The organism is Nonomuraea sp. NPDC049646, assembly GCF_044465525.1.
Taxonomy (GTDB): domain Bacteria; phylum Actinomycetota; class Actinomycetes; order Streptosporangiales; family Streptosporangiaceae; genus Nonomuraea.
The window spans coordinates 89,363-111,978 of sequence record NZ_JBITLU010000005.1 but is presented as its reverse complement, the minus strand read 5'-3'; the positions used below and the strand labels follow the sequence as shown (position 1 = coordinate 111,978).

The 22,616-nt window shown below is 72.0% G+C and carries 21 protein-coding genes; 9 read left to right on the top strand and 12 right to left on the bottom strand.

The annotated features are described in order from the left end of the window. Positions 1-122: 122 nt before the first annotated feature. The 9 genes from ACIBQ8_RS16090 to ACIBQ8_RS16050 all read right to left on the bottom strand — a co-directional run bounded on the left by ACIBQ8_RS16090 (position 123) and on the right by ACIBQ8_RS16050 (position 13,008). A complete protein-coding gene (locus ACIBQ8_RS16090; protein WP_397192289.1) occupies positions 123-551 on the bottom strand; it encodes an RICIN domain-containing protein in 429 nt (142 codons plus the stop codon). A gap of 146 nt (positions 552-697) precedes the next feature. Further along, on the bottom strand, positions 698-3,184 hold the full coding sequence (locus tag ACIBQ8_RS16085; RefSeq protein WP_397192516.1) for a penicillin acylase family protein: 2,487 nt from the start codon (positions 3,182-3,184) through the stop codon (positions 698-700). A 119-nt stretch (positions 3,185-3,303) separates the two neighbouring features. Then, on the bottom strand, positions 3,304-4,641 hold the full coding sequence (locus ACIBQ8_RS16080; RefSeq protein ID WP_397192288.1) for a cysteine--tRNA ligase: 1,338 nt from the start codon (positions 4,639-4,641) through the stop codon (positions 3,304-3,306). A 16-nt stretch (positions 4,642-4,657) separates the two neighbouring features. After that, positions 4,658-6,502 (bottom strand): sigma factor-like helix-turn-helix DNA-binding protein, encoded by a 1,845-nt coding sequence (locus ACIBQ8_RS16075; protein ID WP_397177007.1) that lies wholly within the window; start codon positions 6,500-6,502, stop codon positions 4,658-4,660. Positions 6,503-6,550: 48 nt separating this feature from the next. Then, entirely contained in the window at positions 6,551-8,311 is a 1,761-nt protein-coding gene (locus tag ACIBQ8_RS16070) for a UvrD-helicase domain-containing protein (RefSeq protein WP_397177008.1), read from the bottom strand. A 66-nt stretch (positions 8,312-8,377) separates the two neighbouring features. Next, entirely contained in the window at positions 8,378-10,582 is a 2,205-nt protein-coding gene (locus tag ACIBQ8_RS16065) for a hypothetical protein (protein WP_397192287.1), read from the bottom strand. A gap of 226 nt (positions 10,583-10,808) precedes the next feature. Next, positions 10,809-11,585, bottom strand: coding sequence for a class I SAM-dependent methyltransferase (locus ACIBQ8_RS16060; protein ID WP_397192286.1), 777 nt, complete (start codon positions 11,583-11,585; stop codon positions 10,809-10,811). Between the two features lie 101 nt (positions 11,586-11,686). Further along, on the bottom strand, positions 11,687-12,760 hold the full coding sequence (locus tag ACIBQ8_RS16055) for an ABC transporter substrate-binding protein (protein ID WP_397192285.1): 1,074 nt from the start codon (positions 12,758-12,760) through the stop codon (positions 11,687-11,689). Positions 12,761-12,777: 17 nt separating this feature from the next. Next, positions 12,778-13,008 carry a hypothetical protein gene (locus tag ACIBQ8_RS16050; RefSeq protein ID WP_352325366.1) on the bottom strand — a complete coding sequence of 77 codons (231 nt, stop codon included), beginning with the start codon at positions 13,006-13,008 and terminating at the stop codon, positions 12,778-12,780. 105 nt (positions 13,009-13,113) lie between these two features. Between ACIBQ8_RS16050 and fdxA the strand changes: the two genes are divergently transcribed. The 3 genes from fdxA to ACIBQ8_RS16035 all read left to right on the top strand — a co-directional run bounded on the left by fdxA (position 13,114) and on the right by ACIBQ8_RS16035 (position 15,370). Next, complete coding sequence (fdxA, locus tag ACIBQ8_RS16045) at positions 13,114-13,440, top strand: ferredoxin (protein ID WP_106240826.1); 327 nt, start codon at positions 13,114-13,116, stop codon at positions 13,438-13,440. 94 nt (positions 13,441-13,534) lie between these two features. Further along, a complete protein-coding gene (gene dapC / locus ACIBQ8_RS16040) occupies positions 13,535-14,605 on the top strand; it encodes a succinyldiaminopimelate transaminase (protein ID WP_397192284.1) in 1,071 nt (356 codons plus the stop codon). A 90-nt stretch (positions 14,606-14,695) separates the two neighbouring features. Then, positions 14,696-15,370: a DUF4178 domain-containing protein gene (locus ACIBQ8_RS16035; RefSeq protein ID WP_352352881.1), complete on the top strand. Its 675-nt coding sequence runs from the start codon at positions 14,696-14,698 to the stop codon at positions 15,368-15,370. A gap of 30 nt (positions 15,371-15,400) precedes the next feature. Here the strand turns inward: ACIBQ8_RS16035 and ACIBQ8_RS16030 are convergent, their stop codons facing one another. Next, positions 15,401-16,258 (bottom strand): hypothetical protein, encoded by an 858-nt coding sequence (locus ACIBQ8_RS16030; RefSeq protein WP_397192283.1) that lies wholly within the window; start codon positions 16,256-16,258, stop codon positions 15,401-15,403. Between ACIBQ8_RS16030 and ACIBQ8_RS16025 the strand changes: the two genes are divergently transcribed. From ACIBQ8_RS16025 to ACIBQ8_RS16000, 6 genes are all read left to right on the top strand, one after another. Continuing rightward, positions 16,257-17,075, top strand: a complete 819-nt coding sequence (locus ACIBQ8_RS16025; protein ID WP_352325370.1) for a 2,3,4,5-tetrahydropyridine-2,6-dicarboxylate N-succinyltransferase — start codon at positions 16,257-16,259, stop codon at positions 17,073-17,075. The genes ACIBQ8_RS16030 and ACIBQ8_RS16025 overlap by 2 nt on opposite strands. Then, positions 17,075-18,130, top strand: coding sequence for a succinyl-diaminopimelate desuccinylase (dapE, locus tag ACIBQ8_RS16020; RefSeq protein ID WP_397192282.1), 1,056 nt, complete (start codon positions 17,075-17,077; stop codon positions 18,128-18,130). The genes ACIBQ8_RS16025 and dapE overlap by 1 nt, the downstream gene beginning before the upstream one ends. A 238-nt stretch (positions 18,131-18,368) precedes the next feature. Further along, positions 18,369-19,169: a TIGR00730 family Rossman fold protein gene (locus ACIBQ8_RS16015; RefSeq protein WP_397177019.1), complete on the top strand. Its 801-nt coding sequence runs from the start codon at positions 18,369-18,371 to the stop codon at positions 19,167-19,169. Positions 19,170-19,180: 11 nt separating this feature from the next. Next, positions 19,181-19,765: a TIGR00730 family Rossman fold protein gene (locus ACIBQ8_RS16010; RefSeq protein WP_397177021.1), complete on the top strand. Its 585-nt coding sequence runs from the start codon at positions 19,181-19,183 to the stop codon at positions 19,763-19,765. Positions 19,766-19,837: 72 nt separating this feature from the next. Further along, complete coding sequence (locus ACIBQ8_RS16005; protein WP_397192281.1) at positions 19,838-20,404, top strand: hypothetical protein; 567 nt, start codon at positions 19,838-19,840, stop codon at positions 20,402-20,404. Then, the gene (locus tag ACIBQ8_RS16000) at positions 20,401-20,946 is read left to right on the top strand and encodes a DNA-3-methyladenine glycosylase I (protein WP_397177024.1); all 546 of its coding nucleotides are present in this window, start codon (positions 20,401-20,403) and stop codon (positions 20,944-20,946) included. Before ACIBQ8_RS16005 ends, ACIBQ8_RS16000 begins: the two co-directional genes overlap by 4 nt. 22 nt (positions 20,947-20,968) lie before the next feature. Here ACIBQ8_RS16000 and ACIBQ8_RS15995 read toward each other — a convergent pair whose 3' ends face one another. Next, entirely contained in the window at positions 20,969-21,730 is a 762-nt protein-coding gene (locus tag ACIBQ8_RS15995) for an enoyl-CoA hydratase-related protein (RefSeq protein ID WP_397192515.1), read from the bottom strand. 11 nt (positions 21,731-21,741) lie between these two features. Further along, positions 21,742-22,539, bottom strand: coding sequence for a PaaX family transcriptional regulator C-terminal domain-containing protein (locus ACIBQ8_RS15990; RefSeq protein WP_397177026.1), 798 nt, complete (start codon positions 22,537-22,539; stop codon positions 21,742-21,744). Positions 22,540-22,616: the final 77 nt, after the last annotated feature.

The window sequence follows — 22,616 nt, the reverse complement described above, 5'->3', positions numbered from 1 at the left end:
ATGCTGACAGCGGCCGGCGGCCCGGCGCGTCGGACCACGGTCTGGCCTTCGACTACGACCACGGTCGTACACCGGGCGCGCCACCGGCCCCCGCCAGGCCGCCCACCAGGGAGGACGCGCCCCTAGGGAACGGCCTTGAGCAGCCAGAGTTCGTTCTCCTCATGACCGGTTTCGAACTGCACCACGCGCGCGCCCGGCTCGGTGGAGGCGTTCGCGACCGCCAGCACCTTGCCCGAGTGCTTGGCGAAGAGCCGGTAGACGCCCGCCTCGTGCTCCTTGAGGAACCAGATCTGGCTGGGGCTGCCGTTGACGCCCCACTGCATCGCGAAGTCGGTGTTCTGGTTCGCCCAGCTGACATCGAGGGCCTTGCCGGAGTGTTCGGCGATGAACCTGTGGCCGCCGTCGGCGGGTTCCAGGCGGAAGATCTGGTTGGTCCGGCCGTGGGGGGTCCACTGGATCACCCAGCTGCCGTCGGACATGTCGCATTCTTTGATGTCAAGGGCGAGCCCGGACTTCTTGTTGATCAGGGCGGCTCGGGCCGGGATGTCCATGGGTGTCCTCTCGAACGGGAGCGGGAGGGGACGATGCGCCGCCTCGTTCTCATGACAGACGATTACGCATGGGAAATCACCCTCCGCCCGTGACCGCTTCCGGACAGGGTTCCGGCCGGGCGCGGTGCGGGGACGGACGCGACGGGTCAGGGGGTGAGGGTGAGGGTGTGGACGGCGGCGTGCTGGACGGACTCGGGCTTGGAGTACATCGGGAGCAGGTCGCCCCGCGCCCAGGCTTCGGCCTGGTCCCAGTAGTTGTCGTGGAAGGCGTGCCCCGAGGCGCCCGTCAGGTTGATCCAGCGGGACTTGTCCAGGTCCGACAGGTCGACGACCATGCGCATCGACGGCACCGCCGTGACCCCGTACCCCTTCTGCACGTTCCACCCGGTCGCGTTCACCGCGTCCTTGTTGCCGGGCACGGCGAACGGGCCGCGGTTGAACAGCGCCTCCACGGGCGCGAGTCCCGAGGTGCCGAGCGTGCCGTTGACCAGTTCGAGCTGGTGCAGGTCGCCCCACTTCCAGGACTTGACGTCGGCGCCGAACAGCTCCGACAGCTCGTGGTAGGCCGAGGCCATCGCCTGCCGCAGCATGTCGTCGCGGGTCTCGGTGAGGTTCTTCGTGGTGACGTCGTCCCAGAAGGGGTCGTCGGGGGCGGTGAGCAGGTTGGCGACCACGTCGTACCAGCGGTCGCCGCCGCCGGGCCACACCTGCTCGGGCAGGTCGTCGTCGAACGTGAGCATGAGCAGGTGCCGCCACACCGCGTTGTAGTAGGCGGCGGGGGCGGAGTCGAGCCCCTGGGAGTGGTCCCACGTGCGCAGCAGCTCGCGGGCCTGGCGGGCGGGCCCGGCCAGGTCCACCTGCAGCAGCGCGGGCACCAGGGTCCCGGCGAACTCGTTGGAGGTGTCCTGCTGGATGTCCGACATCGTCCCGGCGTCGATCTTGCCCTTGCCGATCGCGGACTCGACGAGCTCGCGGATGCGCTGGGAGCGGTAGCCGTAGGACCAGTCCTTGGTCAGCAGCGGCTGGTAGCGGCGGGGGTCGATGACGGCGTTGTTGGCCGTGACGACGAACCCCTCGGCCGGGTCCTCAAGCGTGGGGAGCTGGTCGTAGGGGATGGGGTCGGCCTTCCAGTCGTACTCGCCGGTCCAGCCGGGCACCGGCCAGGTGCCGTCGCCCTTCTCCCGTACGGGGATGCGCCCGGGCGCCTGGTAGCCGATCTTGCCGCTGGTGTCGGCGTAGATCAGGTTCTGCGACGGCACCTCGAACAGCGCCGCCGCCGAGCGGAACGCGGGCCAGTCGCCCGCCTTGTTGAGCGCGAAGATCGCGTCCACGGTCCTGCCGGGGGTGAGGGCGGTCCATTGCAGGGCCACGGCGTTCGCCTCGCCGCTCGGCCGGGCGTCCGGCATGACCTCGTTGATCAGCGGGCCGTGCCGGGTGCTCTTCACGGTGATCGTGACGGGGTCGCCGCCGGCCACCTTGATCTGCTCCTGCCGCGTCTCCAGCTTGACCTGCTCGCCCTTGTACAGGTACGTGTCGCCGTCCACCTTCTCCAGGAAGAGGTCGGCCACGTCGGGACCGAGGTTCGTGAACCCCCACGCGATCTTGTCGTTGTGCCCGATGATCACGCCGGGCACGCCGGAGAAGGTGAACCCGGTGACGTCGTACGGGCACTGCTCGGACAGCTTCCTGCAGTGCAGCCCGGCCTGGTACCAGACGGACGGCATCTGCGGGGACAGGTGCGGGTCGTTGGCCAGCAGCGGCTTGCCGCTGGTGGTGTGCGCGCCGGAGACCACCCACGAGTTGGAGCCGATGCCCTCGCGCTCCTCGCTGCTCATCGTGCTCGGCACGGCGTCGAGCGTCGCGGCGGCCTGGGACAGCGCGCGCACGCCGCCGATCCGCGGCTCGGCCTGCTGGTCGTAGCGGCCCTGGGCGAGCGCGCCCTCGCCGACGATCGGGGCGTGGCGGTCGTACGGGTAGCCGGGGTAGAGCTGCTCGACGCGCTCCTTGGGCAGCTTGGTCAGCGCCAGGGCGCGGTCGATCTCGTCCTCCATGTTGGAGCGCAGGTCCCATGCCATGGCCTTCAGCCAGGCGACGGAGTCGACCGCGGTCCACGGCTCCGGCCGGTACTCGCCGTTCTGGAGCTTGAGCACCGAGTATTCGAGGCTGCGGTCGGAGGCGTTGGGGTTGGCCTCCAGCCAGGCGTTCACGCCCTTGGCGTACGCGGCCAGGAAGTCCTGGGTCTGCCGGTCGAGGCCCGGCAGCTCCTGCTCGGCAACCCGGCGCCAGCCCATGGTCCGCAGCGCCTTGTCGTTGCCGAGCGTGGCCTTTCCGAAGAGTTCGGAGAGCCGTCCGGCGGTGGTGTGGCGGCGGAAGTCCATCTCGAAGAACCGGTCCTGGGCGTGGACGAAGCCCTGCGCCATGAACAGGTCGGCCGCAGTATCGGCATAGATATGCGGAATCCCCGTTTTATCGCGATAAATCGTGACCTTGTGGGCTAGACCGGGCAGCCGCAGCGTCCCGTCCACCTGCGGGAACGACTTCCGTACCGTGTACACCAGGACCCCGGCCAGCACGAGCGCCAGCACGAGAAGCACGGTCAACACCCGGGCGAACCACCGCAAAGGCCACGGCATCCACGCAAAGGGTCTCACCGATACCTCCATCTTGCCGGACTGGAACAAGTCTGGCAGTACCGGCTCACTGCTCCGGCCGTTTCAGGTGGTCGGAGCGGCCTCGCGCGCGGGGCGGGCGATCAGAGGGCCCAGCTCTGTCCCTCCGGGGTGTCGGTGACGCGAACCCCAAGGTCGGCCAGCTCGTCCCGCAGCCGGTCGGCCGCCGCCCAGTCGTTGGCCGCCACCGCCCGCTCCCGCTGCGCCAGCAGCTCGCCGGCCCCGGCGGGCGGCACCCGCGGCTTGCCGATCTCCGTGGACAGGTCGAGCGCCAGCACCTGGTCCAGGTGCAGGAACGTCTCGAACTTCGACCCGGGCGCGACCGACTCGTCCAGCTCCAGCTCCCGCAGGACGGCCAGCGCCGCCGGGGTGTCCAGGTCGTCGTCGAGCGCCGCCCCGACGCGCTCGGCGTACGACGAGGCCATGGGCGCGCTGGGCGACTCCGACCACTCGGCCACCCGCGCCCGCCACCGCCGCACCGTGCGGTCGGCGGCCCGCAGGACGTCCCAGGACAGGTCGAGCCGCTCCCGGTAGCGGCGCCCGAGGAAGGCCAGGCGCGCCGCCAGCGGGTCGAGCCCGGCCGCCACCACGTCGGACAGCAGCACCGCCTCGCCCGCCGGCTGCGCCGACCTCGCCGACTCGGCCGTCTCGCGCCCGTCGAACAGCGGGCGCTCACCGTGCACCCAGTGGCGCACCACCTGGTGGCCGGTCGCCGCGTCCGACTGGGCGCGCTCGTCCTCGTGGTGCGGGAAGCGCCGGGCGGCGTCGCCGACGTGCAGGTCGATCCGCTCGCCGAGGAAGCGCAGCGACACCGCCGAGCACGCCACGTGCGGGCCGGGCAGGCCCCGGCCCCACGGCGCGTCCCGGCCCTGGTCGCCGTCGGCGGGCCGCCACAGGGCCCAGTCGGCGGGGAAACGCCTGTGCGGGTCGGCGGCGTCGGCCGGGCCGGCGGGCGCGAGGTCGTCCAGGCGGGTGCCGGAGATCTCGCCGTACGCCGGGAACGTCCGTACGTCGAAGTAGACCGAGCCGTCCGGCGCCGGGTAGGCGTGCCCCCGCTCGACGAGCCCGGCGATCAGCTCGATCATCAGGTCGACCGTCTCCCCGGCGCGCGGGGCGTGCTCCGGCGGCCGCAGGTTGAGCGCGGCCGCGTCGCCCCGGAACGCCTCCTCGTGGGCGAGGGCCAGGTCACGCGCCCCCGGCTCCTCGTCCGGACGCCCGAGGTCGGCGACGTGCCGGCAGGCCACCACCCGCGTACGCCGCCCCTCCAGAACCCTCCTGACCAGGTCGGACAGCACGTACGTGCGCAGGTCGCCCAGATGGACGCGGCGGTGCAGCGCCGGCCCGCACGTGTACACGCGCACCGCCCGCCCGCCCGAGATCTCCTCGACCTGCCTGGCCCGGGTGTCGTGGATCCGCAACATCACCCGAGCCTAGCCCTCACCCGCCGAGGAAGCCGAGGATGTCCCGGTCACCGCGCTCGCGCAGCCTGGCCAGCACCTCCTCGCGGGTGGCCGTGTCCGGCAGCCCGATGCGGGCCCCGATCAGCCGCAGCCCCTCCATCTCGGAGTGCACCGGGGCGGTATAGCCGATGAGGTAGAGCGCCCGGTTCAGCGGCGGCATCGCCACGGCGGCCGCGGGCAGGTAGCGGGTCAGCAGCTCGCCGCCGTCGGAGACGGTCAGGAAGACATGGTCGCCCTCGCTCGCCTTGAAGTCGGCCAGCACGTTGCGGATCGACCCCATGGTCGGCTGGTTGTGCCAGCTGATCACCACGTCGCCCGAGGGCGTCGAGGCGGTCAGCGACCCGCCGGGAGCCATGCCCAGGTAGGCGGCGAACCCCGTCGGCAGGGGCGAGCCCGACCCGCGCAGGTGCTCGGCGTTGACGTCCACGCGGTGCCACCACCGGCCGTCGCGGGAGCGGAAGCTGCGCCGCGTCTCCGAGACGTCCTTGCGCGGCTGGTACGGCTCCGACTCCCCGGTCGGCGACGTCCCGGCCACCCTGATCCAGCCCCGCTGCGTGCGCTCGAACCCGGGGCCGCCCGAGTAGGCGCGCACCGAGCTCTCGCTCACGTCGTAGCGGGAGGTCAGGTTCGTCACGATCGTGCTCACCGAGGCCTCGCCGCCGGCCCGCTCGATCTCCCTGGCGATCATCTCCCTGATGCCCAGGTACTCGTCGCCGCCCCACCTGGTCAGCCCGTACTTGTTCCGGTCAACCCGGCGGAAGCGCTCGTCGGCGGTGAGCTGGTTGCGGATGCCGACCAGGCTGTAGTCCTCGCCGATGCGTTCCTGGATCTCCTCGGGCGACAGCGGCGTGCCCGCCACCGCCAGCACCGCCTCGGCCTTCTCGTTGATGCTGCGCGGCCAGGGCACCACGTGCCGGCCGAGCACCCGGAGCTGCGGCACGGCGAGGATCCACCGCTCGGCGACGTCCTCGCGGACGCCGAGCTGGGCCACCATGGACACCGCCTCGCCGAGCGGCCGCGGCCCGTCGGTGAACAACTGCCGCGTCTTCTCCCGCAGCTCGTCGGCCCCGCCGGAGACCAGCCACCCGTCGGCCTGCTCGTACCCGGTCAGCAGCGTGCGGACGAACCGCCACGCGGGGATGCCCAGCGTGCGCAGGTCGCCGCGGTGCCACGGCACGGCGGCCGCCAGGTCGTCGGCCGGCACCGCCGACCCCAGCCTGCCCCTCAGCCACGTCACGTGCGCCACCAGCGCCGCCGCCTCCGGCGAGCCCAGCCATGCCTCCACGTGGTCGCGCAGGTCCCGCTCGATCTGCCTGATCCGCTCGCGGGTGACCGAGAAACGCTGCGCCAGCTCGTCCAGCGTGGCGCGCTGGGCCGCGTAGAGCCGGTCGCGGGCGATGGCGCGCTGCCGCTCGTCGAGGGCCGCGAACACCGCGTCGATCAGCTCGGGAAGGGGTTTGTCGGGCCGGGCGGGGACGGGCAGGGCGGCGGGCGCGGGTTCGAGCAGCCGCTCGAACACACCGGTGAACAGCTTCTGCACCACGTCCTTGCCCAGCGACTCCGGCGTGCGCTCGGCCTCGGCGGGGTCGGAGAAACGCAGCAGCGGCAGGATGTCGCCGAGCAGCAGGTGCCCCCAGCAGGCCACGGCCAGATCGGCCAGGTGACCCGCCACGGTCTGCGTCCCGACGATCGCGCACGCGCGGTCGAGGGGGATCGCCTGCCACCAGGCCTCGGGCAGCTGGGGCTCCTCCACGATCGGCGCGATCTGACCAGGGGAGGTCCAGCGCAGGGGTGGCGCGAGGTCGCTCAGGCTGAGGTTCATTGAGGTCCAACCGGCAAAGGGAAGATATCCGCAGTTCAGACTATGTGATCAGGGGGACAGAAATGGGCTCCCCCTTCCGGAATGCGAGATATAGAGCATCGTTCGGGCCCGTGTGCAGGCGACGAACAGTATGCTCCGCTCGCGTTGCAGCGCTCGAGCCCGCGCGGCCGGCTCCTCGGGCAGCGGTCCGGGCACCACGCCCTCCGCCACGCCGACGAGCGCCACCCGTTCGAACTCCAGGCCCTTCAGGTGCTGGAAGGTCGCCACGCGCACGTCCAGCCCGTCCAGGGCCTCCCGGGCGGCACGGGCCAGCGTGGGGGTGCGCGTCCCGACGGCGATCTCGGCCTCGGGCACGCCGTCCGCCAGCCAGCCGCCGACCGTGGCGCGCAGCCCGGCCAGCTCGGACTCCGGCGTGTCGTACGCGCGGACCACCGGCCGCCGGCCGTTGTGCGTGGCGCGGTAGCCGTACAGCTCGGCCACGCCCCTGACCAGGCCGTTCGCCGGGCCGCCGCCGCGCAGCCGGACCACGTAGGACAGGATCTCCTGCGGCAGCCGGTAGGAGATCCGCAGGTCGTGCCGGACGGCCGGGATGCCCACCGCGCCGAGCACCACCCGCGTGTCGGTCACCCGCTGGTGCGGGTCGCCCACCACGAACAGGTCGTCGTGCGCGTGCGGCGCCGCCGCCCGCAGCAGCCGCCACTGCGCCGGGCTGATGTCCTGCGCCTCGTCCACCACGATGTGCCGGTACGGCTTGCGCCCCGGCTCCACGTCGTCCAGCAGGTCGCCGGTCGTGATCGACAGCAGCCGGATCGCCTCGTCGGTGAGCTGGGCCAGCGACCGGGCCCCCGGGCCGACCAGGGCGGGACGGCGTCCCTCCGCGTCGGCGACGATCCGCATGGCCAGGCGCTCGGCGTTGTCCACCTCGACGCGCTTGCGCACGGTCTCGTCGTCGATCAGCACGTCCAGCCGGCCGGACAGCTCCTCGGCCAGGCTCTGCGAGAACGTCACCAGCAGCACCGGGCCGCTGCCCCGCGCCGCCAGGTGGGCCGCCCGGTGCAGGGCGATGATCGTCTTGCCGGTGCCCGCGCCGCCCACGACCAGCGCCGGCTGCTCGTACCGTCCGGCCCTGGCCAGCCGGTGCTGCGTCGGGTGCAGGAACGTGCACCAGTCCGGGGCACCGAGCACCCGGTCGAGCTCCACCTTGTCGGCGGCGAACACCGCGCGGTCCGGGCTGCGCAGCAGCGCCGCGTGCAGGTCGTCGGGGTCGATCGCGCCCGGCTCCTCGTCGCGGGCGCGCCAGTCGTCCAGCTCCCGCCACGCCTCCGACAGCGTGCCGCCCCTGGCCAGGACGGCCAGCGGCGCGTACTGGGTGGGCGGCAGCAGCGGTTCGAGCGCGGCCACGTCGGCCTCGGTGGAGATCAGCCTGACCAGGGGCAGCGCGTGCACGTCGATGCCGAGCGCGAGCAGGTCGCCGTCGCAGATCTGGTCGAACAGCCGCGAGGGGCGGGCCGACCTGCGTAAGGCGGGCTCGACCCGGTCCAGGGTCTCGGCGTCCCACTCCTCGACGACGCCGATCACCGGGTTGACGCCGTACCGGTGACGCTGGGCGTACGACCACGCCTCCGGATCGGGCCGCACGGCGAGCAGCCAGTAGACGTCGCGCTGCCGGACCACCACGCCGCGATGCCCGTCGGCCAGGCGCAGCGTGGCGACCTTGGCGTCCCGGCAGCCCCGCACCCGCTCGGGGTGCGGGGCTCCGGACACGTTCAGCAGGAACCGGCGCAGCGCGACCACGGCGTCCCTGCGCACCGGCTGAGCCAGTGCGCCGAGCTCCCCTGGAAAGTCAGGGCCGATCGCGAGCCGCGGCACGGGCGGTCAGTCCAAGAGGGCGAGCAGGTCGCGGTCGCCGCGTTCGCGGAGCCTGGTGAGCAGGTCGGGCAGCCCGACGGGGCCGGTGAGCCCGATCCTCGTCGCGATCACCCTGGCCGCCTGGTCCCGGGTGCCGCCCGGCGCCGTGTAGCCGACCAGGCGCAGCGCCTTGGTGATGCTCTCGGCGTTCTGGGCGGCGACCGGCAGGTGACGGGCGCGCAGGACGCCCTCGTCCGACAGGGTGAGGAACAGGTGGCCGCCCTCCTTGGCGCCGACGTCCACGAGCAGGCGCTCGATGGACTCCAGCACCGGCCTGCCGTGCCAGGTCATGGTCAGCTCGCCCGCCGCGCTCCTGACCGCCCGGCTCTCACCGGGGGACAGGCCCAGGTAGGCCGCGAAGCCCGTCGGGAGGGCGCACTCGCCGCCGGCGAGCTGCTCGGCGGTCACGTCGATCCGCAGCCACCAGCGGCCGTCCGGCTGGCGGAAGCAGCGCCTGGTCTGGGAGACGTCCTTGAGCGGCTGGTACGGCTTGTTCTGCTCTGCCCCGCCGTTGCCCTCCGCGGGCGGCGGCGGGACCGGCGTGAACGCCTGGAACTGCGGCGGACCGGGCGGACCGGCCTGGGACGGCGGCGGTGGCATGGGCGGGGGCGGCGTGGGGGGCGGCGGCATGGGAGGCGGCGGCTGCATCGCGGCGAACGCCGAGTGCGGCTGCTGGAAGTCCGCCGGCTGCTGGAAGTCCGCCGGCGGGTTCGGCTGCGCGGGCAGCGTGGCCAGCACGAACTGCCAGGCCGGCACCTCCAGCGCGCGGATCTCCCTGGCGTGCCAGTCGGCCGCGCCGATCAGCTGCTCCTTGGGCGCGGCCGGGCCCAGCGTCCTGCGCAGCTCGTCCAGGTGGGCGCGGAACGGCGCGGCCTGCTCGCTGGCCAGCCACTGGTCGAGGCGGACGCGCAGCTCCTGCTCGGTGGCGGAGATGTCGGCCGGGGGGACGGCGAACAGCTTGGCGAGCTGGTCGACCGCCGAGGGCTCGTCGGTGAAGACCCGGTTCTGGGCCACGGCCCAGCTCTTGTCGTCGAGCCCGGCGAACGCGGCCTCGATCAGCTCGGGCAACTCCTCACCGCTCGCCTCGGCGTGCCCGGCGTGCCCGGCGTCCGCCTCGTCGGGCTCAGCGTGCCCGGCATCGGCCTCAAGCGCGGCGTGCTCGGCGTGGTCGGCGTCGACCCCAAGCGCGGCGTGCCCGGCGTCGGCCGCAGGCTCGGCGTCGGCGACAGGCTCGGCGTGCTCGGCCTCAAGCTCGGCGTGCCGGGCGTCGGCCTCAGGCTCGGGATGCTCGAAGTCGGGGTGCTCGGGCTCGGGCTCGGGGGCGGTCTCGGTCTCGGGCTCGGCGGGCGCGGCGTGCGCCTCGGGCGCGGCGGCGGCCTCAGCGTGCGCCTCGGGCTCGGCGTGATCGGCGGGCACCGCAGGGTGTGCGGCCTCAGGCTGTGCGGGTGCGGCCTCGGGCTGTGCGGTCTCAGGCTGTGCGGCCTCGACCGGCTCCTCCCCGTCCCGCTCCTCAACGACCTCAGGGACGTCGGCGGGTTCGCGCCGTTCACCCTCTTCGTCGTGATCGTCCGGCGAGAAGGGCTCGCCGCCGACCCCCTCCGCCTCCAGCGCGGACGCCTCCGCGGCGGCGGGCTCGGGCGCGGGCTCGTCGGCGGCGTCGAGCACGGGCTCGGCCTCGGGCAGCGGCACCTCTTCGACGACCGGCTCGGAGTCGGCGTCGAGCACCCGCTCACCGTCACGGCCGGCCGCCTCCTCGACAGCCCCGCCCTCGACGGCCCCGTCCTCAGCGGCCCCGCCGTCAGGGAACGCGAGCTCCCGCGGCGCGGGCTCAGGGGCGAGAGCCGCCGGTACGTGCGCCTCGCCCTGCCGCCCACCCGCGTACGGATGCGCCAGCCGGACGAGCACCGCCCCGAACAACGTGTTGAGCACCGGCCGGGCCTGGATGAACGGCTGGTCCACCAGCTCCCGCCCGGTCAGCGACAGCAGCCCCGTCCACGACCCGGCGCGGTCGAGCGCGATGGCGACGGCGGGCTCGTCGGCCTCGTCCGGGTCCAGGACGTGCAGAGCCGGCAGGACGTCACCGACGGCGGCGGCCGGCCAGTGCTCCAGCGCGATCTCGGTCAGCAGCTCGCCCAGCGACTCCGGGCCGATGGCTGCGAGCACCAGCGGCATGGGCAGGCTTCGCCACCACGCGTCCGGCAGATCCGGCTGCCCGGTCAGTAGCGTGATCGTCGACGCGTCGCTCCACCTCAACGGTGGAACGAGGTCGCTCAGGCAGAAGTTCATCCCGTTCCGTTCACCAGCCCCTCACGCCGCGCAAGCGGCGCAGCCAACATCTCGCCGCCCACGGAACAGACCATAGTCCGGCAAAACAGCCCTACGCATCATGCACTACGCATCAGCGCCGAACAGCGGCAAAGCGTAGACGCACGTAGTCGGCCATCCAGCCCGTCTCCCTGCGCAGGGCGGGCGCGGCCAGCTCGTTGACCCGCCCGAGCAGGGGCTCCACGATCTCCGGCGGCAGTCCTTCGAGCACGGACGAGGCGAACATGCGCACCCAGTCGGCGGCCCCGCCGGGGCACTCGTCGAGCGGCGTCGGCCGGTCGAAGTACTCCAGCAGCCGGACCACGAAGCCCTTCTGCTCCAGCCGGCGCGCGTACTCGGCGGGCGTGGGGAAGTACCAGGGCAGGTCGGGCTCGCGCAGGCCGTACTCGCGCCAGGCGGTCAGCATCGCGGCGGTCAGCTCCGCGCAGTTGCCCGCGCCGCCCATCTCCGCGACGAACCGGCCGCCCGGCTTCAGCGCCTCGCGGACGCTGGCGATCACGGCGGCGGGGTCGCGGCTCATCCAGTGGAGCGCCGCGTTGGAGAAGACGGCGTCGTAGGGGTCCACCACGGTGAAGTCGTGGCCGTCGCCGATGATGAAGTCGATCCCCGGGTACTGGGCCAGCGCCTTCTCGATCATCGCGGCGGAACCGTCGATGCCCAGCACGTCCGCGCCCCTGAAGGCGATCTGCGCGGTCAGCACCCCGGTGCCGCACCCGAGGTCGAGCACGCGCTCCCCGGGCTGCGGGTCGAGGAGGTCGACCAGCGGCGCGCCCTGGGTGGAGACGTACCCGAAACTGCTGTCGTAGGCGCGACTGTTCCACCGCTCCAAGCTCGGTGCGTCGTATCGCAAGACGATCAGCTCACATTCGTCAGACATCGGGCCCCCGTGGCCGTGCTGTCCGTTCACTTTAGAGCCTGATCGTCTCTACGACATATCAAGTCACAACGGACTCATCCCACGCTCTTGCTCCATTCCCGCTTCAAGTACGCCTTCGCCGCGTCCGTCTGCGGGATCGTCATGAGCACGGGAGGGCCGGCGGCCTTGGGCAGCCGGGCGGCCTGCTCGGTGTCGAGCTTGCCCTTCATGAGCATCGCCTCGCCGCGCGCCGGACGGGCGTAGCCCTTCTGCAGCAGGTTCTGGCCCTCGTCGGAGAACAGGAACTCCTGCCACAGCCGGGCGGCGGCCGGATGCGGGGCGGTCTTGCTGATCGCCTGGACGTGGTACCCGCCGAACGGCGCGTCGCGCGGGATCGTCACCTCCCAGGAGTCGGCGTGGTCGGCGCTGCGGGTCGCGTTGAGGTGGTCCCAGTCGATGATCACGTTCGCCTTGGCCGGCTCGACGAGCTGCCCGGCCTGCTTGAGCTTGGCGAACAGGTCCACTCCCTGCCGGGCGTCCGGCTTGGCCCCGGCCTTCATGGACGCGGCCATCACGCCGCCGAACGCCGCCGCCGAGCGCAGCGGGTCGCCGTCGAGCGCGACGCGGTAGCCGGGCTTGAGCAGGTCGGCGAAGGAGGCGGGGGCCTTGACCTCGCGCGGGTCGTAGCCGATCGACATGTAGCCGCCGTACGCGCCGTACCAGGCCCCCTTGGGGTCCTTGACGAAGTCGGGCAGGTCCTGCCAGCCCGTCACCTTGTACGGCGCGAACTTGTCGGCCCCGTAGACGGCCATGTCCAGAGTGAGATCGAACACGTCCGGCTTGAGCTGGTCGGCGGCGTCGAGCTCACGCTTGCTGCTGGCGCCCGGTTCCAGCTCGTTGACCTTGATGTCGTACTTGTCGGCGAAGGTGTCGATGATCTCGCCGTAGTTCACCCAGTCGTGCGGCAGGCCGATCACGGTGAGCTGGCCCTCGCGCTTGGCGGCCTCGGCCAGGCGCGCCATCGTGCCGAAGCCCTGCTTCAGCGAGGCGGCCCGGACGTTGAGCACCGGCAGGTCCTTGGCCCCCTCGGACGTGGACTGGGATGTGGACGCGCCGCATCCGGCGCTGGCGAGAACGGCTGCTACGGCGGCGCAGATACGTACGGTCACACAACGAATACTTACCGTTACTTCGCCCGAGGTCGAGGAGGCGCGACCGGAACGACCTTGGCCGCGACCAGCGATTCCTCGTCGATCTCCACCAAAGTGCCGTCCCGCTTGCGAACGCGCAACACGCCGTCCGTCCAGGATTCGAGCACGCCGACGGCGTCCCGAAAGCCTTCTGGGACGCGCCTTCGAGTGGTGATCCGTGCGCCTATGTCCTGAGTTGTGATCGCGACGACGAGGCGTGCGGCCATGAGTTTGCCACCCTCCGTTTCGGCCAGCTGGCAAGCACGGCAATACTAGGGCGTAGCAAACCGCGGTCAGAGTCATGCCATGGTGCGGAGAAAAAGGAGCTCGAGGTGACCTACGTCATCGCGCAGCCTTGCGTGGACGTCCTGGACAAGGCGTGCATCGAGGAGTGCCCCGTCGATTGCATCTACGAGGGCGAGCGCATGCTTTACATCCACCCCGACGAGTGCGTGGACTGCGGCGCGTGCGAGCCTGTGTGCCCCGTCGAGGCCATCTTCTACGAGGACGACCTTCCCGAGCAGTGGAAGGACTTCTACAAGGCGAACGTGGACTTCTTCGAGGACCTGGGCTCGCCCGGGGGCGCCTCGAAGGTCGGCAAGATCGAGAAGGACCACCCGGTGGTGGCCGCGCTGCCGCCGCAGGGCGAGGACCACTAGCGAGTCGCGTGCGCCGGGGCCGTCCACGTCGGGCGGGCCCCGTGCGCCCGCGTCCGCGGCAGGCGCGTACGGCCCCGAACGACCCTGGAGAACCGTGAACAAGCTGCCCGACTTCCCCTGGGACCGGCTCGAACCGTACAAGGAACGCGCCTTGGCGCATCCCGACGGCATCGTCGACCTCTCGGTCGGCACGCCGGTCGACCCGGTGCCCGAGGCCGTCCAGCAGGCGCTGCGCGACTCGGCGGACAGCCCCGGCTACCCGCTGACCCACGGCACCAAGGCGCTGCGCGAGGCCGCCGCGGGCTGGTTGCGGCGCCGCCACGGCGTCACCGTCGACCAGCAGGACGTCCTGCCGCTGATCGGCTCCAAGGAGTTCGTCGCCTGGCTGCCCACCTACCTCGGCGCCCGGCGGGTGGTCTTCCCCGAGCTGGCCTACCCCACCTACGACGTGGGCGCCCGGCTCGCCGGCGCGACCGCCACCGCCTCCGACAGCACGCTGTCGGTCGGCCCGGAACACGTCGACCTGCTCTGGATCAACTCCCCGGGCAACCCGACCGGGCGCGTGCTGCCCGCCGAGCACCTGCGCAAGGTGGTCTCCTGGGCGCGCGAGCGCGGCACGGTCGTGGCCTCCGACGAGTGCTACATCGAGCTCGGCTGGGAAGAGCAGCCGGTCTCCGTCCTCCATCCCGACGTCTGCGGGGGCTCCCACGAGGGGCTGCTCGCCGTCCACTCGCTCTCCAAGCGCTCCAACCTGGCCGGCTACCGGGCGGGGTTCGTGACGGGCGATCCCGTCCTGGTCAAGCGGCTGCTGGAGACGCGCAAGCACGCCGGCATGCTCATGCCGAACCCGGTCCAGGACGCGATGACGGTCGCGCTCGGCGACGACGCGCACGCCGAACGCCAGCGCGAGCTGTACTCCGCGCGGCGCGCCGTGCTGCGTCCCGCGCTGGAGCGGGCGGGGTGGACGATCGACCATTCGACCGCCGGTCTGTACCTGTGGGCGTCGAATGGGCAGAACGCCTGGGATCAGGTGAGTAAGCTTTCCGAAATCGGGATTTTGGTCGCGCCGGGAGACTTCTACGGATCGGCTGGTGGACGGCACATCCGCGTCGCGATGACCGCCACCGACGAACGCATCAGTGCGGCCGTGCGCCGCCTCCAGTAGGATCGCCCGTCGTAGCGCACGGACAAATTGCCACGGACAAATTGAAAAAGGCGTCTGCCGAGACAGACCGCGAGTGGAGCGAGCTGACGGATGAGCATGACCTCCATGGTCGTACTCGGGCTGAGCATCGCCACCGTCCTGTTGTTGCTGGGGGCGTTCCTGGCCACCATGCGGCAGGACAGGAGGGGCCGGTCGAGCGCGCCGCCGCCACCGGCCGAGGTCGCTCCGGTCGAGGCCCCGCTGCCCGCGCCGGTCGAGGCCCCCGGGCACGCCGGCACCGACTACGCCGACCCGCGCACGATCCAGGTCGCCGACCGGATCGAGGTGCACGGCTCCCCCTACCGGGTGCTCGGCGCGATGCACGTCTCCTGGCAGGGCCGGCAGTGGATCGAGTACCTGCTGCGCGACGTCGCCCGCCGCCGTCTGTGGCTCTCCGTCGAGGTGCGCGAGGGCAAGGCCGCGGGCGAGGCGTCCCATCTTGAGGTGCTGCTGTGGACCGAGGTGCCGACGCAGGGCATGGTCCCGGCCAAGAGCATGCTGATCATGGAGGGCGTCGAGTTCTTCCCGATCCAGCGCGGCACCGCGGCCTTCAGGAGCGAGGGCGAGACCGGCAACCCCGAACGCGGCCTGCTCGACTTCGCCGACTACCACGCCTCCGACGGCCGCCTGCTCTCCTTCGACCGCATCCAGGGCCATGCGTGGAGCGCCAGCTACGCCCAGCCGCTGCCGCCGGGCTCGATCACCATCGTCACCCGCGCCACCTGACGTCCGTCCGGCCGGGGGCGCGGCCGGCGGTCAGGACAGCTCGACCTCGCCGTCGCCGGCCCGGCCGCCCTTCTTCCAGCCGTCCGCCTCGACGTCGTTGACCCAGGTCGCGCCGCTGTAGCCGACGCGCCGAAGCTGGTACTTCTCGGCGTAGGCCACCGACCAGGACGCCACCAGCCAGCCCCGCTTCCTCGTCGTGATCGCCGGGTCGCCGAGCGCCCTGGCGAGCTGCTTGCGCGCCTCGGCGGTCCTGGCCTGCGGCGCGGGCGTCTGCTTGGGCGGCGGATACCAGCAGTGGACGGACCTGGGCACCCGGCCGGTGAAGGCGGCGGCCAGGATCTTGGCGTCCTGCTCGTGCTGCGCGTACGCGTAGCCGCCCGCCGACCGCTGGACCTCCTGGGCCGCCTCGGCCAGCGGCAGCTTGCGGTAGTTCTTGACCTTCACCAGGGCGGCGAAGAACTTGTTGCTGGCGTAGACCGGGTCCATCAGCTGCTTCTTGCGCCCCCAGCCCTGCGACTCGCGCTGCTGGAACACGCCCACCGAGTCGCGGTCGCCCCAGGAGAGGTTGCGCAGCTTCGACTCCTGCAACGCGGTGCCGTACGCGATGACGACGGCCCGCTCGGGCAGCCGGCGGCGGGCCGCGACCGCGGCGATGGTCGCGGAGACCTGCGCCTGCTCCGGGTCGAGGGGCAGGACGCCCTCGGGGGTGCGCACCATGCAGTACGCCTCCGGCAGGACCAGCGGCGTCGCCCGCTTGAGCAGGAGATAGAGCCCCACGGAGACGCCGACGGCGAGCACCACGACGATGATCGCGATGGTGATGACTCCACGGGAGAAGCGCAGGCGCACCCTGAAGAACCTACCCGGCCGGATAAGCTCCGTGGCCATGAGTCACGTGATGTCCCCGGTGGTGGACGAGCTGTGGGAACGACGCGCGGAGCTGTCCCCGGCCGACGTGGAGGCGCGCATCCAGGTGGTCGGCGCCGTCGACCTGCTGGACAAGGGCGAGGCGAGGGTCGCCCGTCTGGTCGGCGGCGAGGTCGTGGTGGACGAGCGGGCCAAGCGCGCGATCCTGCTCGCCTTCCGGCTGCTGGGCATGGCACGTTCCCAGGTGGGCGACTTCCAGCACCACGACAGGGTGCCGCTCAAGACCTCCTTCGAGGGGGTGCGGGTGGTGCCGGGCGCCATCGCGCGCTGGGGCTCGTACCTGGCGCCGGGGGTGGTGCTGATGCCGTCGTTCACGAACATCGGCGCGTACGTGGACTCGGGCACCATGGTCGACACGTGGGCCACGGTGGGTTCGTGCGCCCAGATCGGGAAGAACGTGCACCTGTCCGGCGGAGTGGGCATCGGCGGCGTCCTGGAGCCGCCGGGCGCGGTGCCGGTCGTCGTGGAGGACGACGCGTTCATCGGCAGCCGCTCGATGATCGTCGAGGGCGCGCGGGTGGGCCGGGGCGCGGTGATCGGGGCGGGCACGATCCTGTCCGGCACGATCCCCGTGATCGACGTCCAGACGGGCGAGGAGCTGGCCAGGGGCAGGGTGCCCGACTGGTGCGTGGCGGTCGGCGGCACGCGGCAGAAGGAGTTCCCCGGCGGCACGTTCGGGCTGCCGTGCGTGCTGGTGATCAAGCGTCTGGAGCCGGAGCAGCGGCACGACAAGGCGGCACTCAACGAGGTGCTGCGCGAACATGGAGTGAACACCTGATGCTGGACCTGACACAGGACGTACGCGCGCTGACCGCCGCGATCGTGGACATCGAGTCGGTGAGCGGCGACGAGAAGGCCCTGGCCGACGCGGTCGAGCGGGCGCTGTCCGCGCTGCCGCACCTGAAGGTCGACCGCTCCGGCGAGACGATCGTGGCCCGCACCGACCTCGGCCGGGCCGAGCGGGTGCTGATCGCGGGCCACCTCGACACGGTCCCGGTCGCGGACAACCTGCCCAGCCGGGTGGAGGGCGACCTGCTCTACGGCTGCGGCACCTCCGACATGAAGGCGGGCGTGGCGGTCGCGCTGAAGCTGGCGGCCGCCGTCCCGGCCCCCAACCGCGACGTGACGTACGTCTTCTACGACTGCGAGGAGATCGAGGCCGAGCGCAACGGCCTGACCAGGGTCGCCAGGGATCATCCCGAGTGGCTGGCGGCCGACTTCGCGGTGCTGATGGAGCCGACCGACGGCGTGATCGAGGGCGGCTGCCAGGGCACCCTGCGCGCCGACGTCACCGTGACCGGCAAGCGGGCCCACAGCGCGAGGTCGTGGTTCGGGGTCAACGCCGTCCACGGCATCGAGCCGGTGCTGGCCAGGCTCAACGCCTACGAGGCGCGGCTGCCGGTGGTCGACGGGCTGGAGTACCACGAGGGGCTCAACGCGGTCGCCGTGCGCGGCGGCGTGGCCGGCAACGTCATCCCCGACGAGTGCGTGGTCACCGTCAACTACCGCTTCGCCCCCGACCTGACGGTCGAGCAGGCCGAGCAGCACGTGCGCGAGGTGTTCGAGGGCTACCGGGTGAGCTTCCTCGACGCGGCGTCCGGGGCGCGGCCCGGCCTGACGCATCCCGTGGCCGCCGCCTTCGCCGCCGCGGTCGGCGGAACCCCGCGCGCCAAGCTGGGCTGGACGGACGTCTCCCGCTTCTCCGCGCTCGGCGTCCCGGCCGTGAACTACGGCCCCGGCGACCCCAACCTGGCACACCAGCAGGGCGAGTACGTGTCGCTTCCGAAGATCACGGAGAGCGAGCGGGCCCTGCTCGACTGGCTGACAAAATGAAAGTGGCTTTCCTCGCCGGCCATTTGGCGGGGAAAGCCACTTTCAGTCCCGAGCAGCACCCTCGGCAGTTAGACGCAGGGGGGTCGAAATTCGGTTCCCTGCTTTTCCCAAGATTTTTTCGGAGCCGTCATCTGGCCTTCGACCTGGGCGTTCATCCTCGAAGTGCCCGCTTCGGCGGGCGCGGCCCCGGTCGGGAACGGCGCCGCGGGCCGGTACGGAGAGGACTAGCGTGACCACCATGGAACACAAGCAACGAGCCGAACGCCGTCAGGGGCAGGCGGTCGTGCGCGGGAGTCTCGTCCCCAGCTCCACCCACGACCAGCGGCTGCTCGACCGGCAGGGTCCCTCCGACTGGGTGCACATGGACCCGTGGCGGGTGCTGCGCATCCAGGCCGAGTTCGTGGAGGGGTTCGGCCAGCTCGCCGAGCTGCCCGCGGCGATCACGGTCTTCGGCTCGGCCCGCACCCCCGAGGGCACCCCCGAATACCAGATGGGCCGGCGGCTCGGCCGGGCGCTGGCCGAGTCCGGCTACGCGGTGATCACCGGCGGCGGCCCCGGCGTCATGGAGGCGGCCAACAGGGGCGCCTCCGAGGTCGAGGGCGCGGTCTCGGTCGGGCTCGGCATCGAGCTGCCGTTCGAGCAGCGCATGAACGACTACGTCGACCTCGGCATCGAGTTCCGCTACTTCTTCGTGCGCAAGACGATGTTCGTCAAGTACTCGCGCGGCTTCATCGCCCTGCCGGGCGGTTTCGGCACGCTCGACGAGCTCTTCGAGGCGCTGACGCTGGTCCAGACCCACAAGGTCACCTCGTTCCCGGTCGTGCTGATGGGCTCGGAGTTCTGGGGCGGCCTGCTCGACTGGATCAAGAACACCCTGCTCGGCACCGGCAAGATCGCCGCCCAGGACCTCGACCTGATCTCCGTCACCGACGACCCCGACGAGGCCGTGCGGATCATCGCCGACTCCGACCGGGCCCGCTCCCGCCAGCGGGAGGAGGAACTGGAGGCCGCCGCCGCCCAGACCGCGGAGCCCCAATAGGCTGTCGGCCCGTGAACATCTGCGTCTTCTGCGCCTCCAGCCTCCGCATCGACAGGAAGTACGTCGACCTGGCCGCAGAGGTGGGCGCCGAGCTCGCCAGGCGTGGTCACACGCTGGTGAGCGGCGGCGCCACGGTCTCGTGCATGGGCGCGGTCACCTCCGCCGCCCGTGCCGCCGGCGGGTTCACCGTCGGCGTGATCCCGCAGGTGCTGGTGGACATCGAGGTGGCCGACACCGAGTCCGACGAGCTGATCGTCACCGACGGGATGCGCGAGCGCAAAGGCGTCATGGACGCCCGCTCCGACGCCTTCCTCGTGCTGCCCGGCGGCATTGGCACCCTGGAGGAGCTGTTCGAGATCTGGACGGCGCGGGTGCTCGGCATCCACGACCGCCCGCTGGTGATCCTCGACCCCTGGGGCCTGTACGAGCCGCTGCGGCAGCTCGTCTCCGGCATGCACGCCGAGGGCTTCACCCGGGCCGACGTCTTCGACGCGATCTCCTGGACGACCACGGTCGAGGAGGCGTTCGCCCACCTCGAAGCGCGTCCGCAGCCGGTCCGGCCGAGCATCGCCGAGCTGGGGGAGGCCACCGGCTGACCAGGCTGCCCCGATTGCCCGCACTTGTGGTGGATCGCTGAACGTGCTCGTCCATATGAGTACGATGCCAATGTGCTGGTCATACTCGCCATCGCCGCGATCGCCATCCTGGCCTGCGTGGTCCTGGTCTCCCTCGGCAGAGGCGGGGAGCTGACCGAGTTCCCGCCGGACGTCCCGCCGCTCGACCTGCCCGAGGCCGGACAGCTCACGGCGGTCGACTTCATGGCGCTGCAACTGCCGGTCAACCTGGTCGGCTACCACACGCAGAGCGTCGACGAGACCCTGCGCCGGGCGGCCCAGGCCATCAGCGCCCGCGACACCAGGATCGCCGTCCTGGAGCAGCGGGTGTCGGAGCTGCTGTCCAGCCGGCTGCACGCGCGCCAGGAGATCTACGCCACGCCCGGCGCCCGGCTGCGCACCGACCACGAGCCCGAGGCGCCCACCGCCGAGCTGCGCGACCCGTCGGAGGAGCACGACCGGCACGCCCCCGAGCATGACGAGCCCGAGCATGACGAGCCCGGGAACGACGAGCCCGGGAACGACGAGCCCGAGCAGGAAGAGCCCGAGAAGGACGACGACGACTCCATGCACGCGTCCCCGGGCGAGGACAAGGACAAGGACAAGGACGAGCGCCCGTGACCGAACTCATCCGGTGCACCTGGCCGGGCATGGGCGACCCGATGTACATCGCCTACCACGACGAGGAGTGGGGCCGCCCGGTCAAGGGCGACGACGAGGTCTTCGAACGCGTGGCGCTGGAGGCGTTCCAGTCGGGCCTGTCGTGGCTGACGATCCTGCGCAAGCGGGAGAACTTCCGCGCCGCCTTCGACGGCTTCTCGACCGTCAAGGTGGCCGCCTACACCGAGCGCGACGTCGAACGGCTGCTCGGCGACGCCGGGATCGTCCGCAACCGGGCCAAGATCGAGGCCGTGATCGGCAACGCCAGGGCCGCGCTCGACCTGCCCGAGGGCCTGTCGGAGCTGGTGTGGCGGTTCGCCGACCCCGACGCGCCGGTGCCCCGGACGATGGCCGACGTGCCCGCCATCACCCCCGGCTCCAAGGCCCTGGCCAAGGAGCTGCGCAAGCACGGCTTCAGGTTCGTCGGCCCGACCACCGCGTACGCGCTGATGCAGGCGATCGGGCTGGTCAACGACCACATCGAGGGCTGCCTGGCGCGTTGAGCGCCCGCGTGGGACCGGCCGCTCAGCGGCCCCTGAACACCGGCCGCTCCTTGGCCAGGAAGGCGCGGGTGGCGTCCTGGTGGTCTGCGGTGGCCACGCACGCGTCCTGCAGGTCGGCCTCCAGCGCGAGCGAGTCGGCCAGCGAGTGCGTGGCGGAGTGGGCCAGCGCGCGCTTGGTGGCGGCGTAGGCCGCGGTCGGCCCGGCGGCCAGGCGTACGGCCAGCTCGTGCGCGGTCTTCGGCAGGTCGTCGGCGGGCACCACGCGCGTGACCAGCCCCAGGTCGAGCGCGGCGGAGGCGTCGAGCGGCTCGCCGAGCAGCAGCAGCTCGGCCGCCCGGCCCCGGCCGACCAGGCGCTGCAACGTCCAGGACGCGCCGGAGTCGGGAGCCAGCCCGATGCCCGCGAACGCCAGCGCGAACTTGGCCTTGTCGGAGGCGACGCGCAGGTCGCAGGCGAAGGCCAGGGCCGCGCCCGCGCCCGCGGCGACGCCGTTGACCGCCGCCACGACCGGCTTGGGCATGGTCGCGATCAGCTCCACGATCGGGTTGTAGTGCTCGCGCACGGTGTCGGCCAGCCCGCGGCCCGCGGCCAGGTTGGCGGCGTGCTCGCGCAGGTCCTGGCCGGCGCAGAAGGCCCGGCCCGAGCCGGTGAGCAGCACCGCCCTGACCTCGGGGTCGGCCGCCGCCCGGCCCACCGCCGCCAGCAGCGCGGCCTTGACCTCGGCCGTGAGCGAGTTCATCGACTCCGGACGGTCGAGGGTGACGGTGGCGACGGCGTCGGCCATGTCGTAACGGATCACATGAGCTCCCTGTCGACGAACGCGGCGGCTGCGGGCAGCAGCCTGGTGGCTTCCTGCTCGAAGAACGTGCGGGCCTTCTCGCCCGGCCAGCCCGCGGGCAGCAGCTCGGCCGGCAGCCCGGGGTCGCGGAACAGGAAGTTGCGCCAACCGTGCACCAGTCTGCTCCTGGTGGCGAACACCCGGTCGGGCGGGGCGTCCTCGGGCAGGGTGCTGATCAGCGTGACAGCCTCGGCGTGCCAGTGCTCGTACGCCTCGCCGATCGCCGCCAGGTCCCAGGCCCGCGCCACCAGCTCGCGCGGGTCGCCCTCCAGCGCCGCGTCGAACCGGTCGGCCCGCACGCCCTCGCCGTCCAGCAGGTTGTCCAGCTCGATGGAGGAGCGCGGCCCGATCCACGTCGTCTCCGACAGGCAGGCGTAGCCGAGGAAGGTCAGGTCGGCCCTGATCCGCTCCCGGCGCTGGCGCTCCCTGACCGGCTCGATGACGATCACGTGCCAGCGGCCGTGCCAGGCGAGTGTCCCTGATCGGTAAATTCTCAGCGCTGCCTCATCCAGGCGCCTGACACACTTCGGGGTGAGCCCGTAGCCGGCTCCCTGGGGCAGCCGCAGCGGCCGCAACCAGCCCTGCCGGACCATCCGCGAGACCGCCGTGCGGACCGCCGGAGCGGCGATTTCCAGGGGGTTCATGAGCCGTACGAGCGCGGCCACGGTCGCCTGCCCACCGCGCGCACGCAGGTGGTCTCCGTACAGGTCGAAGAGAGCGGCGCGAGCGTGCACGAAGTCCAGTTTGGACGCCATCGCCTGCCTCGACAACGCATTCTGGGAGGAGATCGTTACCCATGAGGGCTCTCGATGCGGGAGAATAGGACATCACA

What these genes read in the sequence shown, in the direction of transcription:
- ACIBQ8_RS16050 (WP_352325366.1), bottom strand. Translation starts at nt 13,008, where the DNA reads ATGGCCGCACGCCTCGTCGTCGCGATCACAACTCAGGACATAGGCGCA.
- ACIBQ8_RS16085 (WP_397192516.1), bottom strand. Translation starts at nt 3,184, where the DNA reads ATGCCGTGGCCTTTGCGGTGGTTCGCCCGGGTGTTGACCGTGCTTCTC.
- dapE (WP_397192282.1), top strand. Translation starts at nt 17,075, where the DNA reads ATGCTGGACCTGACACAGGACGTACGCGCGCTGACCGCCGCGATCGTG.
- ACIBQ8_RS15995 (WP_397192515.1), bottom strand. Translation starts at nt 21,730, where the DNA reads ATGGCCGACGCCGTCGCCACCGTCACCCTCGACCGTCCGGAGTCGATG.
- ACIBQ8_RS16015 (WP_397177019.1), top strand. Translation starts at nt 18,369, where the DNA reads ATGGAACACAAGCAACGAGCCGAACGCCGTCAGGGGCAGGCGGTCGTG.
- ACIBQ8_RS15990 (WP_397177026.1), bottom strand. Translation starts at nt 22,539, where the DNA reads ATGGCGTCCAAACTGGACTTCGTGCACGCTCGCGCCGCTCTCTTCGAC.
- ACIBQ8_RS16080 (WP_397192288.1), bottom strand. Translation starts at nt 4,641, where the DNA reads ATGTTGCGGATCCACGACACCCGGGCCAGGCAGGTCGAGGAGATCTCG.
- ACIBQ8_RS16035 (WP_352352881.1), top strand. Translation starts at nt 14,696, where the DNA reads ATGAGCATGACCTCCATGGTCGTACTCGGGCTGAGCATCGCCACCGTC.
- ACIBQ8_RS16090 (WP_397192289.1), bottom strand. Translation starts at nt 551, where the DNA reads ATGGACATCCCGGCCCGAGCCGCCCTGATCAACAAGAAGTCCGGGCTC.
- ACIBQ8_RS16030 (WP_397192283.1), bottom strand. Translation starts at nt 16,258, where the DNA reads ATGGCCACGGAGCTTATCCGGCCGGGTAGGTTCTTCAGGGTGCGCCTG.
- ACIBQ8_RS16065 (WP_397192287.1), bottom strand. Translation starts at nt 10,582, where the DNA reads ATGCCGCTGGTGCTCGCAGCCATCGGCCCGGAGTCGCTGGGCGAGCTG.
- ACIBQ8_RS16025 (WP_352325370.1), top strand. Translation starts at nt 16,257, where the DNA reads ATGAGTCACGTGATGTCCCCGGTGGTGGACGAGCTGTGGGAACGACGC.
- ACIBQ8_RS16075 (WP_397177007.1), bottom strand. Translation starts at nt 6,502, where the DNA reads ATGAACCTCAGCCTGAGCGACCTCGCGCCACCCCTGCGCTGGACCTCC.